Source organism: Candidatus Dadabacteria bacterium, assembly GCA_009837205.1.
Classification (GTDB): Bacteria; Desulfobacterota_D; UBA1144; order Nemesobacterales; family Nemesobacteraceae; genus Nemesobacter.
The window spans coordinates 26,080-41,456 of record VXTZ01000024.1; the positions used below are offsets into that span (position 1 = coordinate 26,080).

Consider the following 15,377-nt stretch of genomic DNA (forward strand, 5'->3'; position numbering starts at 1 on the left):
CTGTTTTTGTGCGTGCCTAAGGTGAAAAGTGTTCCTTTTCACCTTAGGCACAGCTTTTTGTCCGCTCCTTCCGCGAGATATCGCTCACTGATTAAATCTCACTTCCCGATGACCAGTCCCCCATAGGAGTTATGCGCGGCCATAACAACAAAGTGGGGCAATGGATGGCTTCCCGCCGCTACAGCTTCAAAGAAAAAAGGCGCAGAGTATATTTTTTGTAGTAATCGAGACCGAAAACTGTATTCTAATCTGTTCAGAAAAGGGGCAGTGTCTCAATACGCCTCCTAAAAATACGGCGAGGGTAACACGATGCCGGTTAACGTCAAAAAAACGGTAAGGAAAATAGACAGGGCCGTAAGGAAAGGGAACTGGGATGCCGTGAGGGGCATAACCCAGTCCATGCATCCATCCGAGATAGCGTCCCTTATACAGGCTTCCTCCCAGAAAGAGAAGCATCTCATACTCGAGGCTCTAGACGTGGAAGTAGCATCCGAGGTCTATTTCCAGCTTAACCCCGAGGAACGTGTAAGCATACTCAAGCTCATGGGGGAAACTTCCCTCATCGCGATGGCCGAAGAAATGGAATCGGACGATGCCGCCGACTTCCTGGGAGAACTCGCGGAGGATGTGGCAAAGAAAGTTCTCGAAGCCATGGATCCGGAAGAACGCGAGGAGGTGACGCCGCTTCTAAAGTATCCCCAAGATTCCGCGGGCGGAATCATGCAGACCGAGGTTCTTAAAAGTCCGCATGACGCCACCTCGAGAGAAACCATTGAACTCATAAGACAAATCGAGGAAGAAGACGAAGACGACGTAGAGGACCTGCACATGGTGTACGTGGTGAACGAAACAGGGAGACTCGTCGGAAGAGTGTTCCCGCTTAAGCTCTCAACAGCGGCACCTGATTCTCCCCTCTGGACCATAATGGACCCGGTCGAGATCACAGTCATTCCGGAAATGGACCAGGAGGAAGTAGCCAGGATCTTCAGGAAATACGACGAAGTATCGCTTCCCGTGGTAGACAATGCTGGAGTGCTGCTCGGCAGGATAACCGCCGACGACATACTTGACGTCATATCCGAAGAGGCTGGAGAAGACATATACAAACTCGGCGGTATAACCGGCGAGGGACTACATCCTGTACACACATCCATATACGACAACGTGAGGCTGAGAGCTCCCTGGATAATGCTGGCCCTCGCGGGAGAACTTGTCCTGGCAATTATAATAATGCAAAAATTCCAGACCACTCTTGAGAATTTCATCGTACTCGCAGCCCTGCTTCCCCTGGTCATGGCTACGGGTGGAAACGTGGGGGTTCAGACAAACACCATCACCGTCAGAACAATAGCCGCCGGCGATTTCTTTAAAAGCCAGATAAAAGATCTTCTTCTGGGGGAACTCAAGGTGGGATTGGTTCTCGGGATTATAAGCGGCATTTTGGGTTCCCTGATCGGACTTCTGCTAAATACCGCGGAGGCTGATGTTACAAGATTGTTTCTGGTAATATTCGCGGGAATCGTAGGAGCCACACTTACAACTTCGTTCCTTGGAGTCGCAGGCCCGCTGGTTCTTAACAGACTAAAGATGGACCCGGCGGTATCATCGGGACCGTTTCTCGTCACGTTCAACGATATATTTGGTAGCGCCTTCTACCTTTTCCTAGGCGCTGCCCTACTCTGAAATAGTTGGCCGGTATCTTTAGAAAATTTAACCCGGTATTTCTTTCCATTATGTGTTTCTTATAGGAAATACGTCCGAGAAAAAACTCTGTTGCAGTATTATAATGTACACCTAAGAAGAGAGACTCAAACTCGCAGTCGATCCACGAGAACTAGGTCCAACTATGCTGGATGTACCCTTTATTATTAGATCGCTTCAACAGAAGCCTTGAGTGACGCGTAATGAATTGGCGAAACAGTCTCTATCATTTCAAGTAGGTATTTCACATTATTTTGTGTTTCTGGGACCAAGGCTGGATCAAAACCTTTGCCTGGAGAATGGGATAGATCATTCGCGAATTTAAGTAGAGCTGTTTTCTTGTTTTCGTCGAAATTAACACGCTCAAGTTTGTGATACATGCTTTGACTTCCCGGATAATAGAATTCTAGAAAAGCCTCAAGCACCTTTCTGGCAACATTAGGAATGTGGTACGATCCGGCTATCGTTCCGTCGGACTTAAAGAAATAAAGCAATTTAAATAGATAAGAATACTCACTCTCGTTTTGTAATAGTTCCTTATCAAGGGGTTTGATCGTCGCCTGTCTTGATCCATCAGATTTGAGGTCGCAAAGTAGCATGTAATATTTTCTTCGGATAGAATTTGGCCGAATATTCTTGCACCAATTTAATAAAAGCCTCAAAAAGTCAAAATTATGTGTCAGCAAGAACGCTTGCTTGGCGTTCTTAATCGCATTTTTCAGGAACGAAAATGCCTGGTAAACAGAATTTGAATCCAAGCTCGATACGGGATCATCTATAACGACGATCCCGTTCTGTAAATCAAAATCCTGATCTTCAAGTTGAACAATAAAGTAGATAAATGTGATGGCAGTTTTTTCGCCTTCGCTCAAGCGCTTCGCCGCCTCACCATTTCTAAGGATGCGATACCCTTCTCCTTCAGGTTCGAATTGCAATTCATTTCTGCCAAGAAAGGTCTGTAATAGGTCTGTGAGTCTTGCCGCAGCCTGGGTGGTGTTTGATACTTTTTGGCGGTTTTTGTAAATTCTCTTTTTTAGCGCACCCGTCCCAAGCTCGCCTGTCGCCGAATCACCTTCTTTTATCGCTTCCAATCGCTGATCAATTTCCTTGATCTCCGCATCATAGGCTAGCACATCCTCACGGATCGAGGTGAGATGGTGTGTTTCTATCGCATTAGTGGCTGCGCGCACATGTTTTTCAAAGGATTCAGTCTTGCCATTATGCAAAGCAATTAAATCATTTAGGGCTTCCAGCTTCTTATAAAAAGTAGAAGGATTAATTTCCTTTAAAGTGAATGGAACCTGCTCCGTTCGGCGCTGCAGTTTGTCTTTTAGACAATCATGAAAATTCCCGAGATCATCTAACAAAGTCGTTTTAGCATCTTCAAAGGCCTCAAGATGAGACTGATAATCGCATTGCAACTCATCATACAGTTGCGACTTTATTGGAGTTATAACCGCTTTTACAGTGCTCATAATAAGCTTAGCATCCTGAATTAAACTCTCGATGCGTTGCTTCAATAGTTTGTCAGATTGATTAAAGTGCCTGCCAAGCGCTTCCATGCGCTCGGCAGTGATATCTTGGCCACAATACTCGCACTTCTCAGACGAGTGTTTCTCATGCAGAATTAGGCCTTGCTCAATCCACCCTCCAATATCTGGATTGTCGCGCAGGCGCTGGATCGCTAGCGAGTCCGATGTTTGCAATAGAATTGCTTGTGTTGAACTTTCGAGCGCGGAGATAGCTTGTACTAAGTTTAAGCTCACTGGTCGCTCTTCTGACAACAAATTAACTGTGTCCAGATATATCGCGTCGATTTTTTCCAGAGATTTTTGGCGCAAGGTGGAGCAGTTTTTTGTTAGCTCGGCTTCACTCAGGGAATTCTCTTCTTCCATAGCTGCGAAAGCCGCCTCAGCATTCGGTTTACGATAAGTTCGTGTCACCTGACCACTTGTTTCCGATGCAATAATCCTCGCTATGTCGGTGAATTTCTTTCCACGGAGTACTTCCAATCTTTTTCTTTCATCAGTTTTCGTACGTACTTCTTCTTCAAAAGCACTCAGTGTCTGTTCATCAGTTTGAATTTGTCCAACAAGCGATTTGTTTTCTTTTCCTATAATAAAGATTGGATTTAATTGGCCCTCAATCTCACCAAGGTTTGAATCTATATAGTCAGAATTGAAAACTCGAATCATGCAAGGGTAGTATTGACCCTCTTTGAATTGTCCTTCATCGCTCGTGATCTTGTATTTGAGAGAAGGATAATCATCTGAGTTTCCCACATTAAAGCTTGCAAACATTCTTGAAAGGGTCGTTTTGCCTGACCCGTTCATGCCATAAAGAATATTAAATCGACCAAAATCCTCCAAGTCAGCCGCTTTTTTGTAGTCATAAAATATACCAAGACCATCTATGCGTTCTATGTTTGTCAACATAGCGGATCATTCCTCAATTTCTTTATCTTCAAGAAGCGGTAGTTCTAATCCTTCAATTTCCTGTATCGCTTGTCCCGCAATCCCTTGCAGATCACCATACATGCCAACCGCGCTTTCGATGACACCTTGGATTTGAGCCTCACGCTTGGCCCAAAGACGTGTCATTGATTTACGTTCGCGATCGAGATCGGCCTGCATGTCGGAAAACTTTTCCACGATAGCTTCCACACGGTGTCGGAACCGTGGGCCAGTCAGATATTGGTATACAAGCTCCATCTTGGTCCGCTGTCCTTCAGATGCTGTCTTGGAATTGTAAATTTCGATCAGCGATTGGCGCAGTGCGATTGCCAAAGGCACATAAAACTGAACCCCTGTCACCCAAACGCCATCAACTAGGCCAAATGTGGTTATGTCTTTAGGGAGAGCTTGAGAGATAATAATTGCGATGTCAGCTTTCGCCACACGCTGATCATCTCGTAACTTCGTAAGCCAGCGGCCCGACCAGTTCTTTGTTCGCTTACTTTCCCAAAGTATTGAGCCGCAGGCATTTCCAGTAGCCGAAATGACGCTTTGGATGACATCACCGCCAAACTCCCCTTTCGGAACGGGTTCGATTCTGTCGAGAGGGAATTTAGCTCGGAGCGTCTCTTCAAGGGCAAGTTCCATGACCTCACCTTGAAGCTGTTGCGAGCCTTGCTCAGCCTTGCGCCTTAGGTCTTCTATCTGCTTTTGCATCGAAGCAATCTGTTGTTCTTTTTCGCTCACTTTCAGCGATAGCGCTTCTTCAGCTTCCGCTTTGGCCTTTTTGTGGACGGCAGCAATTGATTCCTGAACACGTTTTTCGACCGTGAGATCAAGCTCACGCTTGGCATCATCCAGTTCACGCTGTTTTTTCAGCAAATTGGCTTGCTCCTTCTGTGCTTCTTTAAGTTTTTCGTTGCGCTCACTGACAAGACCCTGAAGTTCCGCGATCTCCTTTATCTTCCCCTCAATCTCATCAGCCACTGCGGTGCGGGCTTTCTTTTTTTCTTCTTCAGAGATCGCAATGCGTTCGGCCTTTAGCCTTTCAGCAACCTTATCCTCAATCTGCTGCTTGTCTCGCTCAATGTGTTCTTGCTGTTGTCGAATGTCCGCTTCGCGTTTCGCAACTGTGTCTTCTTGTTCCTTGAGCTTGCGCTCATATTCATCCTTGGTTGCTTCAATGAGTGGAGCCGCCAAGCTCTCGGTGAGTTTGATCTCAGTGGAACAGTTAGGACATATTATTGTTGGTTCGATCATGCAACGGGAACCCCCCTTCCAAAATTACGGTCTGCACTTATTGGCAACTTGGCGCGCCCGAGAGGATTCGAACCTCTGACCTACGGATTAGAAGTCCGTTGCTCTATCCTGGCTGAGCTACGGGCGCGAAAAAGACTAAATCACGCACTAAATCACGAAGAAATGGTCGGGGTGAGAGGGCTCGAACCTCCGACCTCAGCATCCCAAATGCTGCGCGCTCCCAGCTGCGCCACACCCCGATTCAAAAATGAGTAATTATAACGACAGGAACCGAAGAAAACAAAACCGCCGTTCCGGCGAAAAGACTCAGGAATCAGAAAGCTTGTGTCTCCTCCAGTACCTAATAAGGCCGCCGGCGTTCATGTGGTAGGGAGCCATGAGATTGTACTTGCGGTAAACATCCTCGCTTGTGCCCTCACGCTCGAATATCTCGTTGAAGTAGGCGCCGAACTCCTCGGTTATCTCCTCATCACTCTTGCCGGCTGATACTCTCTCGCCAATCCATTCAGACCACTCTTCGAGTTTTTCTGAGGCGGCGTCAAGCATGGGACCCACATCCGTGTATCCGCCGAAATGGGTGAGATAAAGAATGTCTGGGGATATTTCCCTCATCTTCTCAATAGAAGCGTTCCACTTCTCAAGGTGTATCTCGGGAGGAGGAGTTGCGGGAATCATGGGCCCGCCCGCCATCAGGCACCCCGCAGTATCCCCGGTAAAAAGTGCGTTCTCAATCAGGTAGCAGTGATGATGTCCGGCATGTCCGGCTGTCTCAACAACCCTTATTTCTACGTCTCCTATGTTGATGACTTGGCCGTCCTCAATGGCAATCACGCTGCTTTGATCCATTCCCCTTACCTCGCCCCAGAGTTCATCCATTTTGTCCCCGTATATCCTTGTGGCGGACCTCATGAGTTTCTCGGGATCAACAAGGTGCGGAGCTCCCACCGGGTGAACGTATATGGTGGATCCCGCCTCGGCGAAATGCCAGGCGGCACCCGAGTGGTCAAGATGAATGTGGGTTACGAACACGTGCTTTACGTCAGAGGGCGCGTAGCCGAGGTCCGAAAGACCGCTTTTAAGATTCTCAAACGACGTGTCGGGACCGGTTTCTATCAGCACCGGCCCCTCTCCGGTCTCTATGAGATAAGACGCTACCGCCTCCGTTGTAAAGAAATTAACGTCAATTATCTTCAGGTCCATTTAGTTATATCCTCCTGCGTTTGTTCCATTCTTAGAATCCGAAACGTAAACCCGCGTGAAAAGTAGTATTGTCGATTGACAACGAGTCTATTAGGTCGCTGCTCCTGGCGATCCCCAGTTTCAGCCTCGCGCTCTCGCCCAAGTTAACAAAACCCGCCACGGCCAACGCGGTATTACCTACACACGGATCTCCATCTTTTACCGGGTAAGAGGTCCCGTTCGTATAGTGACTAAGTCCCATACCCAGTTTTACCCCCGCTACCTTGAAGCCCGCTCCCCCCGTAAACACGCTGATATTATCAATCTCAGAGTACTTTTCATCAAACGGGGTATGCGACGCCGCTACGTCAAACGTGACTTTCTGGTGAACGAGTTCCGGCACCGCGTGAATCGCGAGATTGTTGTTTTCAACCGTGCTGCAATCGCTCGCGGACGCCAGCGTCGGCATAATAGCTATTAAGCCCGCTATCAGGACCAGCTTGATTTTATACACTTCATTGCCTCCTTTCAACTAAATACACCTTTTGGTTAACTTTTTATGATAACTTCTCTGACCTCTGTTTAAAACCGTTGCCCGCAGAGAGTAGAGTCTCCTAAGCGCCGGCTTTCACCCGGCCCGAGTCAACGAGAAACGAGTGGAATTCCCCCCGACGGGGTATCTCGTTCTTATCGGTCGAGGTGACGAACACCTGCCCGGTGAATTCCGAGAGAGTTTTGAAAAGAAAGCTTCTGCGCTTTATGTCAAGCTCACTCGTTATGTCGTCGAGAAGAAGTATGGGATTGGTTCCCGTGTGTTCCTTAAAAAGCCTTATCTCTGAGGCCTTAAGCGCCAGAACCAGGTTTTTCGACTGTCCTTGCGAGGCAAAGCGTGAAGCGTCCTGCCCGTTAAGAAGAAAACCGACCCGGTCCCTGTGGGGACCAACAGTCGTATGACCCCTTTTTCTATCAGAAGGAAAATTCTTGGAGAGCGCTTCCCTTATTGCCTCTGCAATATCCGACCCGCGCTCAAACGAAAACCCGTAGCTAACGCGCGCCGACGTGTCCGATTCCCCGTGCTCCCCGTAAACCTCGGCGAGCTTGCGGTTAAAGCTTTTTATCATCTCGATGCGCCTGCCCACAATGTCGGCTCCGATTCTGGCTATCTGCTCGTCCCAGAGTTCCACGGAAAGCGGGGACACTTTCTCCTTTAATCCGAGCATGTGGTTTCTCTGGCTTACAGCCCTCTGGTAGTCGCGAAGCTGCTTTATGTGGGCTGGGTGGACGGCGCTTACGACGGAATCGAGGTAATTTCTTCTTGCCTGAAGACCGCCCTTAACTATCTCTATGTCCGAGGGAAGGAACAAAACGACCTTGAAGCGGCCGAAATGCTGACTTATGCTCCGCACGGTCTTTGAATTAAGCCGCGTGTGGCGGCCCTCTTTTTTCACGGTTATGTGCACTTCATTGAGACCGTTTGCCGAAAGAATCTCCCCCTTAACGAGCGAAGCTTCGCAGCCGAAGCGCACAAGCTCAGAGTTTTTTGCGCCCGAAAAAGGCCGCATCCCGCATACAAGGTAGATGGACTCCAGGAGGTTGGTTTTCCCTTGGGCGTTTCGTCCGTGGATTACGTTCAGTCCCGTATAGAACGGAAGGGAGAGATTTTCGTAGTTTCTGTAGTTCCTAAGGCTCAGATGTTTAAGCTGCACTTGACTCGCCAACTGTTTTTTCCCGGGGAAAAGCCGCTTTCCCCCTTCCCGCAGGCGCTTTCTTGACCATAAAATTTTAAGCGTTAATATCTTTTTTGAAAGGTACTGACTTATGATATCGCTTAAAATATCGGAAATCCACTCGAGGGACTCGGGCAAGGGTTACGCCAGGATAAGCCCCATAGACATGCAGGAGCTGGGACTTACGTCCTGGGACCTAGTGCAGATAGACGGAAGGAGGAAAACCGTCGTGAGAGCTCTACCGCTTGACGCCGAAGAGCGGGAAATGGGGTCCGTAATCGAAATAGATACTGTAACGAGAGAGAACGCGGGAGTTGAGCTTGACGACATAGTAATAGTGACGAAAGCTGACCTTGAGAAGGCAAGCAGGATAACCCTGTGTCCCAGAAACAAGGCGTTTCTCTACGACCCCGCCAAAAGCAAGCACCTCTGCAACAGACTCGAAGGGCTCGCCGTAACGGTCGGAGACAGGGTGTCGGTCAGGGTGTCCTCCGCCAAAACCGAAGACTTCGACGTGCTTACCACGATGCCTGAGCACTCGGTTGTCATAAGCCAGAAAACCCGCATGGACGTGATACAGAGACCGAGAACCAAGGTGGACGCGGAAAGGGTTTCGTATACGGACATAGGGGGACTTTCAAGCCAGATAAAAAGAATAAAGGAGATTCTCGAGCTTCCGATACGCTTCCCCTCGCTTTTTGAAAAGCTCGGGGTTCAGCCGCCCAGGGGAATCCTTCTGACAGGCCCCCCGGGAAGCGGAAAAACCCTGCTCGCAAAAGCCATAGCGTTTGAAACGGATTCAAATTTCCAGGTAATAAACGGCCCCGAGGTAATTCACAGGTTCTACGGGGAGAGCGAAGCCAAGCTGCGCCAGATATTTGAGAACGCTACCAAGAACCAGCCGTCCATAATATTCCTAGATGAACTGGACGCGATAGCTCCCCGCCGAGACAAGGTTACGGGAGATGTTGAAAAAAGGGTGGTGGCCCAGCTTCTATCCCTCATGGACGGTCTCACGCACAGAGGAAACGTCACCGTTATCGGAGCGACCAACCTTCCGGACATAATCGACCCCGCGCTTCGCCGCCCGGGCAGGTTTGACAGGGAAATCCACCTTCCGGTTCCCGATACCAAGGCCCGTCTAGAGATATTCCAGATTCATTCAAGAAGCATGCCGCTTTCAAACGACGTGGATCTTCAGAGACTCTCCGAGCTCTCAAGCGGCTACGTGGGGGCCGACATAGAGAATCTCTGCAGGGAGGCGGCCATAAATTCTCTTACCAACATTCTGCCGGACATGGAACAGGATTTCGTCTCCAACGTCGCACACAGCTTTCTTGTCGAAGTCGGCATGGAAGACTTCCTTGAGGCGCTTCGAAATATCCATCCTTCCGCAATAAGGGAGATAGTGGCTGAGATACCGAAGACCTCTTGGGATGACGTCGGAGGTCTTGAGAACGTAAAAGACGACCTGATTGAATCCGTCATATGGCCCATGAAGCACAGGAACTTCTACGAGGCCTTGGACGTAAAGTCACCCAAGGGAATATTGCTTCATGGCCCTCCGGGAACGGGGAAAACCCTCCTCGCAAAAGCGCTTGCCAACAGAACGGATGTTAACTTCATTTCCATAAAGGGAGCGGAGCTTCTCTCCAAGTATGTCGGAGAATCGGAGCGCGCCGTAAGGGAAGTTTTCAAAAAGGCAAAGCAGGTTTCTCCCTGCATAGTGTTTTTCGACGAACTAGACGCCCTTTGCCCGAGACGCTCCGAATCTAACTCGACCCGAGTGAGCGAAAGGGTGGTAAGCCAGCTGCTCGCCGAGATTGACGGGGTTGAAGAACTCCCGGATGTGCTGGTGCTTGCCGCGACAAACAGGATCGACATGATCGAACCGGCGCTTCTGAGACCGGGAAGATTCGATCTGGTGGTTGAGATTCCGACTCCGTCAAAACAGGAAATTCTCGAGATCCTCAAAATCCACACCCAGAAAAAGCCTCTCGGAACGGACGTGAAACTCACCGCACTTGCGGAACAGCTTGAAGGCAGAACTGGAGCGGACATAAAGCTCGTATGCAACAGGGCATCTTTGCATGCGATAAAAGAACATCTGGGGAAAAACAGGAAAGTCATCAAGCTCTGCAGAAGACATTTTGACCTGGCGCTTTCGGAACTGCAGAAAAGAAACGCTTAACGAAAGCCGCTATTGGGACAGGAGTCGCCTTGGAAAGCTCTTTTCTTTTTCTTCATAGCATCGTTCCCGAAATATGGTTTTTCATTCTGGGAGCGGCACTTGGAAGCTTCGCAAACGTCTGTGTAAGGAGAATTCCAGCCGGAGTCTCGATAGTCTCTCCGCGTTCCCGCTGCGCAAGCTGCGAAACCCCCATAAGGGCCCTTCACAACATTCCGATCCTGAGCTGGCTATTGCTAGGAGGCAAGTGCGCCTACTGCGAAGAGCGGATATCGGCCGAGTACCCGCTTGTAGAAATTCTCTGTGCGGTGCTGGCGGTTTTCCTCTACAGGGAGTTCGGAGTGTCGCTCGAAGTGTTTTTCTACCTGGCGCTCTGCACGGGACTTGTGGCCATAACACTGATAGACATAAGACACCTGATCATTCCCGACATGGTAACGCTTCCCGGGATAGCGGCCGGGGTTTTGCTAAACGCGATCAGAACCGACTGGGCAGCCGCGGCCGAAGCGGTTTTTTTCTCCGGCCTTGCGGACTTTCTGCCCGCGACGGCCAGTATCGCCATTTTTAATTCCATAGGGGGGACGCTGCTCGGAGGAGGCGCTTTCTTGCTGATCGCCATGGCATATAGAAACTTGAGAAAAAAAGAAGGAATGGGAATGGGCGACGTAAAGCTCGTAGCGATGCTGGGAGCTTTTTTCGGAATGTGGGGGGTGCTGGTCATAATATTTCTGAGTTCCATCCTGGGAACCCTTATCGGACTCTCGGTTATAATACTGCGCAAGAAAGATCCGGGACATGCCATAGCCTACGGCCCCTTTCTTTCCCTCTCGGCCTTGCTTTACCTGCTCGGAGACGATCTTTTTCTCCTTGCCGGAATAAACATCGGGTCGCCTGGGTAGAGCCATGAAAAGAATAATCAAAAATCTCTTTCTTCTGATCGTCATAGTTGTCGCGGCCAAGTTCCTGTTCACGGTCTTCGGAAAAGACTTCTCGACCGTACACTCAGAAAAGGTGATTCTTGGGGACTGGACGCAGCAGGAAATAGAAACCCTGATGGAACAGGCAGCCTTAAAGGACGGTTCCGCCGCCAAAATAGAATTTCTCTCGGAGAAATTTCTCGGAACTCCCTACGCGGGAAACACCCTTGGTGGAGCGAGCGGCGAGACGGAGCAGCTTACACTGGATCTCTCAGGGGTTGACTGCTTTACCTATATCGACTACGTGGAGTCGCTCAGGCTTTCGCAAAGCTTCGAGGAATTCAAGGAAAAACTCGTGAAAACGAGATATAAAGACGGCGCCGTGCGGTGGGAGAACAGGAAACATTTTTTCTCCGACTGGGTAAACGGAGACCATAAAAACGCCCGTGATGTAACCCGTGAAGTCGGGGGCGACGCAACGGCAGCCGTGACCAAAGAGCTAAACAGAAAAACAGACGGCTCTTCCTGGCTTCCGGGACTTGCAACAGCAAAAAGGGACGTAAGCTATGTCCCCTCTGAGAAGTTAAGCCCGCCAGTTCTCCAAGAGATAAAAACGGGGGACTACCTCGGGATCTACTCCGATAAAGACGGCCTTGACGTCTCTCACACGGGAATAGCCGTTAAAAAGGACGGCGTAGTTTACCTGCGTCACGCTTCCACGGTACACGAAAAAGTGCTTGACGAGGAGCTTGCCGCCTACATGAAAAACAAGCCCGGACTTTTGGTATACAGGGTAAAGTAATGGGTTATGTGGTAGAATCAGAACTGTTCCCGGACGGGGCATGATTGCAATCAAGGAGGCGGTTTAATGTCTTTACCTATAAACGTAAAGGAACTCACAGGATGTCTCAAGGAAGTGAAGAAGGCGCAAGACTCTCTTGACAATCTTCTTGACTTCGTGGACCTCATGAAAAACGTAAAGGAATCTTTTCCGGGAGATGTCGCAACCCCGGCTGAGAAAATCAAGGAGATTTCAAGGGCCGCCGCTCCCTACATAAAAGAGATAAAGGCCATTTTTGACGGGGAGCTCAACAAGCTTCCGATAAACGACGAAGAGGTTGCCGACGCCGCGAAGAAACTGGTGCTATATCACGGAGACCACATGCAGGTTCTCATCTGGGCCGAGCAGCAGAAGGCGAACCATGAACCGGATTCCTACTGGTGGAGATACTGGGACGGTATAACGGGAAACGTAAAAAAGGACATAGCGGAACATCAAAAACAGCTCTAGGGCTTCGCCCCGGAGGGGGTCGTCCGAAAAATCTCCAGACCATCCGCAAGACCGAAGCCCCGGCGAGATGATTCTCACCCGCCCAAACCAAAATGCAGTTTATAGACGAGGCGAAAATAACCGTTATATCAGGTAACGGCGGCAACGGATGCGTCAGCTTCAGAAGGGAGAAGTTCGTTCCCAAGGGAGGCCCCAACGGCGGCGACGGCGGCAAGGGGGGAGACGTGGTGGTGGTCGCTGACGCGAATATGTCCTCGCTTCTTGACTACAGGTACAAAAAAGAATACAAAGCCCGGAACGGCCAGCCCGGAAGGGGCAAGGACCAGCACGGAAAATCGGCTTCCGACCTGATCATCCCAGTTCCAGCGGGAACCGTGATAACGTCCTCTGAAGACGGGGAGACGCTGGCCGACCTCATCGAGGACGGCGAGCGCTTTACCGTGGCTAAGGGAGGAGGCGGAGGCAGGGGAAACTCAAGGTTCGTATCGCCGACTAACCGGGCGCCGAGACAGGTAGAGAGCGGGCGCCCCGGAGTGCGTAGGGAAATAAGGCTCGAACTTAAGGTGCTTGCCGACGTTGGCATCCTCGGGTTTCCAAACGCGGGGAAATCAACCCTCATATCGAAAATCTCGGCTGCGAGACCCAAAATCTCGGGCTATCCTTTCACGACTCTTGTTCCCAACCTCGGGGTAGTAAGCTACGGAGACCATCAGTCTTTCGTAATCGCAGATATCCCCGGGATCATCGAGGGGGCACACAAGGGACTTGGGCTGGGTATTCAGTTTCTAAAACACGTGGAGAGAACCCGCCTTCTGGTTCACATGCTTGACCTTGACCCGATTTCGGGGAGGGATCCCGTAGAGGACTTTGACAAGATCAACTCGGAGCTAAAGGAGTACTCGGCGAAGCTTGCCGAGAAGCCTCAGCTGGTCATTCTCAACAAAATCGATATCGTCGAAGCCGAAGACAGAGAAGCGGAGACGGCAAAACGGCTCAAGGAAAGGGACATCGAAACCCTAAGCATATCCGCGGTCACGGGAGAGGCTTGCCAGCAGTTGGTCTACTTAATTGGGGAGAGACTCAGTCTCCTTACTGAAGATTCTCGTAATCAATCTCCGTGCGAGGAATAGGCATCAGGGAAGCGTGATGAAGCGCCATCTTCCATTCTCCATCGTCAAGCTCGAATATGTTGGTCGCCTGGGCCAGCACCACAACCCTGCGATCGTCTATTGAGTAAGTCGCCCTCTCAACGCAGTTAAGCCAAGCCGAATTTCCCTTTACGTCAACAAAGAAATTCGAAATATCAACGCGGTCAAATCCGCCCGTCTCGAAAATGGTCTTCCAGCTCTCCCTTATCGCTTCCCATCCGAGAATTATCGGCCAGCCCGCGTGAACGCACTTGGCCCTGCCGTCGGTAAGCCAGACCCGCTCTATGAGTTCAACATCGTAGCGGTTACGGGCGTCGTAGAATTTTCTGTTCGCCTTTATTATTTCGTCTTTCTCATAACTCATGAGAAACAAACCTCAGTTTCGCGGGGAACCGATAGCATGGTGAATTTCTTCCAGCACTTCCCCGTCGGTTTCGGTCTCAAGCAGACACTCAAGCTCGCCTTGGCAATCCTCTCCCCCAAGCATCCAGAACGCCCAGACCGCGTGAGCCCTTACGATCGGCTCATCATCTCCGAGAAGGCTCCTTGCGTATTCTATATACTCCTTATTTCCCGAATTTCCAACAGCCACGAGCACATTTCTCATGAAACCCCTGCGCTTGGCCCTCTTGACCGGACTCTTTCTGAAAATCTCCCGGAAACCATCCCCGTCAAGCTCGAGAAGCCATTTGAAATCGGGGCTGAGCAGTTTTTCCCGCGGCCTGAAGTTTTCCTTGAGAGTAAAAAGAGCGTCGTGGTTCCACGGACACACGTCCTGACACACGTCGCACCCGAAAACATTGTTTTCCACCCCTTCCCTGAGTTCAAGCGGCATTTTCCCCTTAAGTTCTATCGTAAGGTAGGAAATGCATTTCCTGGCGTCAAGCACGTAAGGCTCCACTATGGCATCGGTGGGACAGGCGTCTATGCACCTGGTGCAGGTACCGCAGCGATCCTCAGCTGCCGAGTCGTAGTCAAGTTCGATATCGGTTATCACCTCTCCCAAAAAAAGCCAGGAACCGACCTCCTGGTTTATGAGACAGGTGTTTTTACCCACCCAACCCACTCCCGAGCGACTCGCGTGCACTTTCTCAAGAACCGGCCCCGTATCCACGTAAGCCCTGACGCCTGTTTCTTCGGGGAAAAGACCCGTTATGTAGTCCGCAAGCCCGTCGAGCATCTCTCCCATTACGTCGTGGTAATCGTCTCCCCAGGCGTACCTCGATATCCAGCCCCCACCCGAAGCTTCCGTCGAGCGTGGATTCTCCGTATTGTAGTTAACGGCGCAGGAAACGACCGATCTGGCGCCGGGGAGAACCCTTTCCACTTCCTTCCTCTTAAGGAGCCCTCTCTCAAGATAGTTCATCTCCCCCGCATAACCCCGCCCGAGCCACCGCTCGAAAAAGTCCGCTTCCGCGTAATGACCCTCCGCCGGGCTTATCCCCACAAGGTCAAAGCCCAGGGCAAGCGCGTGATTCTTTATAAGCATTGAGAGTCGCTTAGTTTCCTTCAT

At 50.2% G+C, this 15,377-nt stretch carries 13 protein-coding genes and 2 tRNA genes; 6 read left to right on the plus strand and 9 right to left on the minus strand.

Translation table 11 applies throughout. The annotated features are described in order from the left end of the window. Positions 1-309 precede the first annotated feature (309 nt). Positions 310-1,683 (plus strand): magnesium transporter, encoded by a 1,374-nt coding sequence (gene mgtE, locus F4Z13_05580; protein ID MXZ48706.1) that lies wholly within the window; start codon positions 310-312, stop codon positions 1,681-1,683. A 185-nt stretch (positions 1,684-1,868) separates the two neighbouring features. Here the strand turns inward: mgtE and F4Z13_05585 are convergent, their stop codons facing one another. The 7 genes from F4Z13_05585 to F4Z13_05615 form a co-directional block, all read right to left on the minus strand. Then, entirely contained in the window at positions 1,869-4,136 is a 2,268-nt protein-coding gene (locus F4Z13_05585) for an AAA family ATPase (GenBank protein MXZ48707.1), read from the minus strand. Between the two features lie 6 nt (positions 4,137-4,142). Further along, positions 4,143-5,414, minus strand: a complete 1,272-nt coding sequence (locus F4Z13_05590; GenBank protein MXZ48708.1) for a DUF2130 domain-containing protein — start codon at positions 5,412-5,414, stop codon at positions 4,143-4,145. A gap of 49 nt (positions 5,415-5,463) precedes the next feature. After that, a tRNA-Arg gene (locus F4Z13_05595) sits at positions 5,464-5,541 on the minus strand. Between the two features lie 36 nt (positions 5,542-5,577). Further along, positions 5,578-5,653 (minus strand) — tRNA-Pro (locus F4Z13_05600). Positions 5,654-5,720: 67 nt separating this feature from the next. Beyond that, entirely contained in the window at positions 5,721-6,614 is an 894-nt protein-coding gene (locus F4Z13_05605) for an MBL fold metallo-hydrolase (GenBank protein MXZ48709.1), read from the minus strand. Positions 6,615-6,645: 31 nt separating this feature from the next. After that, a complete protein-coding gene (locus F4Z13_05610) occupies positions 6,646-7,107 on the minus strand; it encodes a hypothetical protein (GenBank protein MXZ48710.1) in 462 nt (153 codons plus the stop codon). Between the two features lie 100 nt (positions 7,108-7,207). Continuing rightward, positions 7,208-8,458 (minus strand): DNA replication/repair protein RecF, encoded by a 1,251-nt coding sequence (locus tag F4Z13_05615; protein MXZ48711.1) that lies wholly within the window; start codon positions 8,456-8,458, stop codon positions 7,208-7,210. Between F4Z13_05615 and F4Z13_05620 the strand changes: the two genes are divergently transcribed. From F4Z13_05620 to obgE, 5 genes are all read left to right on the plus strand, one after another. After that, positions 8,412-10,511: a CDC48 family AAA ATPase gene (locus F4Z13_05620; protein ID MXZ48712.1), complete on the plus strand. Its 2,100-nt coding sequence runs from the start codon at positions 8,412-8,414 to the stop codon at positions 10,509-10,511. The two genes, F4Z13_05615 and F4Z13_05620, sit on opposite strands and share 47 nt — an antisense overlap. 59 nt (positions 10,512-10,570) lie before the next feature. Next, positions 10,571-11,407, plus strand: coding sequence for a prepilin peptidase (locus F4Z13_05625; GenBank protein MXZ48713.1), 837 nt, complete (start codon positions 10,571-10,573; stop codon positions 11,405-11,407). 4 nt (positions 11,408-11,411) lie between these two features. After that, positions 11,412-12,227 carry a DUF1460 domain-containing protein gene (locus F4Z13_05630; GenBank protein MXZ48714.1) on the plus strand — a complete coding sequence of 272 codons (816 nt, stop codon included), beginning with the start codon at positions 11,412-11,414 and terminating at the stop codon, positions 12,225-12,227. Between the two features lie 66 nt (positions 12,228-12,293). Next, the gene (locus F4Z13_05635) at positions 12,294-12,716 is read left to right on the plus strand and encodes a hypothetical protein (protein ID MXZ48715.1); all 423 of its coding nucleotides are present in this window, start codon (positions 12,294-12,296) and stop codon (positions 12,714-12,716) included. Positions 12,717-12,808: 92 nt separating this feature from the next. After that, positions 12,809-13,846 carry a GTPase ObgE gene (gene obgE, locus F4Z13_05640; GenBank protein MXZ48716.1) on the plus strand — a complete coding sequence of 346 codons (1,038 nt, stop codon included), beginning with the start codon at positions 12,809-12,811 and terminating at the stop codon, positions 13,844-13,846. On the opposite strand, the gene F4Z13_05645 is transcribed toward obgE, so the two are convergent. Beyond that, on the minus strand, positions 13,806-14,228 hold the full coding sequence (locus F4Z13_05645) for a nuclear transport factor 2 family protein (GenBank protein ID MXZ48717.1): 423 nt from the start codon (positions 14,226-14,228) through the stop codon (positions 13,806-13,808). The two genes, obgE and F4Z13_05645, sit on opposite strands and share 41 nt — an antisense overlap. Before the next feature lie 12 nt (positions 14,229-14,240). Next, entirely contained in the window at positions 14,241-15,377 is a 1,137-nt protein-coding gene (gene queG / locus F4Z13_05650; protein ID MXZ48718.1) for a tRNA epoxyqueuosine(34) reductase QueG, read from the minus strand.

Bases quoted from the DNA above. Each gene is read 5' to 3' on its own strand.
- F4Z13_05585 (MXZ48707.1), bottom strand. From the start codon at position 4,136: ATGTTGACAAACATAGAACGCATAGATGGTCTTGGTATATTTTATGAC.
- F4Z13_05630 (MXZ48714.1), top strand. From the start codon at position 11,412: ATGAAAAGAATAATCAAAAATCTCTTTCTTCTGATCGTCATAGTTGTC.
- F4Z13_05605 (MXZ48709.1), bottom strand. From the start codon at position 6,614: ATGGACCTGAAGATAATTGACGTTAATTTCTTTACAACGGAGGCGGTA.
- F4Z13_05590 (MXZ48708.1), bottom strand. From the start codon at position 5,414: ATGATCGAACCAACAATAATATGTCCTAACTGTTCCACTGAGATCAAA.
- F4Z13_05635 (MXZ48715.1), top strand. From the start codon at position 12,294: ATGTCTTTACCTATAAACGTAAAGGAACTCACAGGATGTCTCAAGGAA.
- obgE (MXZ48716.1), top strand. From the start codon at position 12,809: ATGCAGTTTATAGACGAGGCGAAAATAACCGTTATATCAGGTAACGGC.
- F4Z13_05620 (MXZ48712.1), top strand. From the start codon at position 8,412: ATGATATCGCTTAAAATATCGGAAATCCACTCGAGGGACTCGGGCAAG.
- F4Z13_05645 (MXZ48717.1), bottom strand. From the start codon at position 14,228: ATGAGTTATGAGAAAGACGAAATAATAAAGGCGAACAGAAAATTCTAC.
- queG (MXZ48718.1), bottom strand. From the start codon at position 15,377: ATGAAGGAAACTAAGCGACTCTCAATGCTTATAAAGAATCACGCGCTT.
- mgtE (MXZ48706.1), top strand. From the start codon at position 310: ATGCCGGTTAACGTCAAAAAAACGGTAAGGAAAATAGACAGGGCCGTA.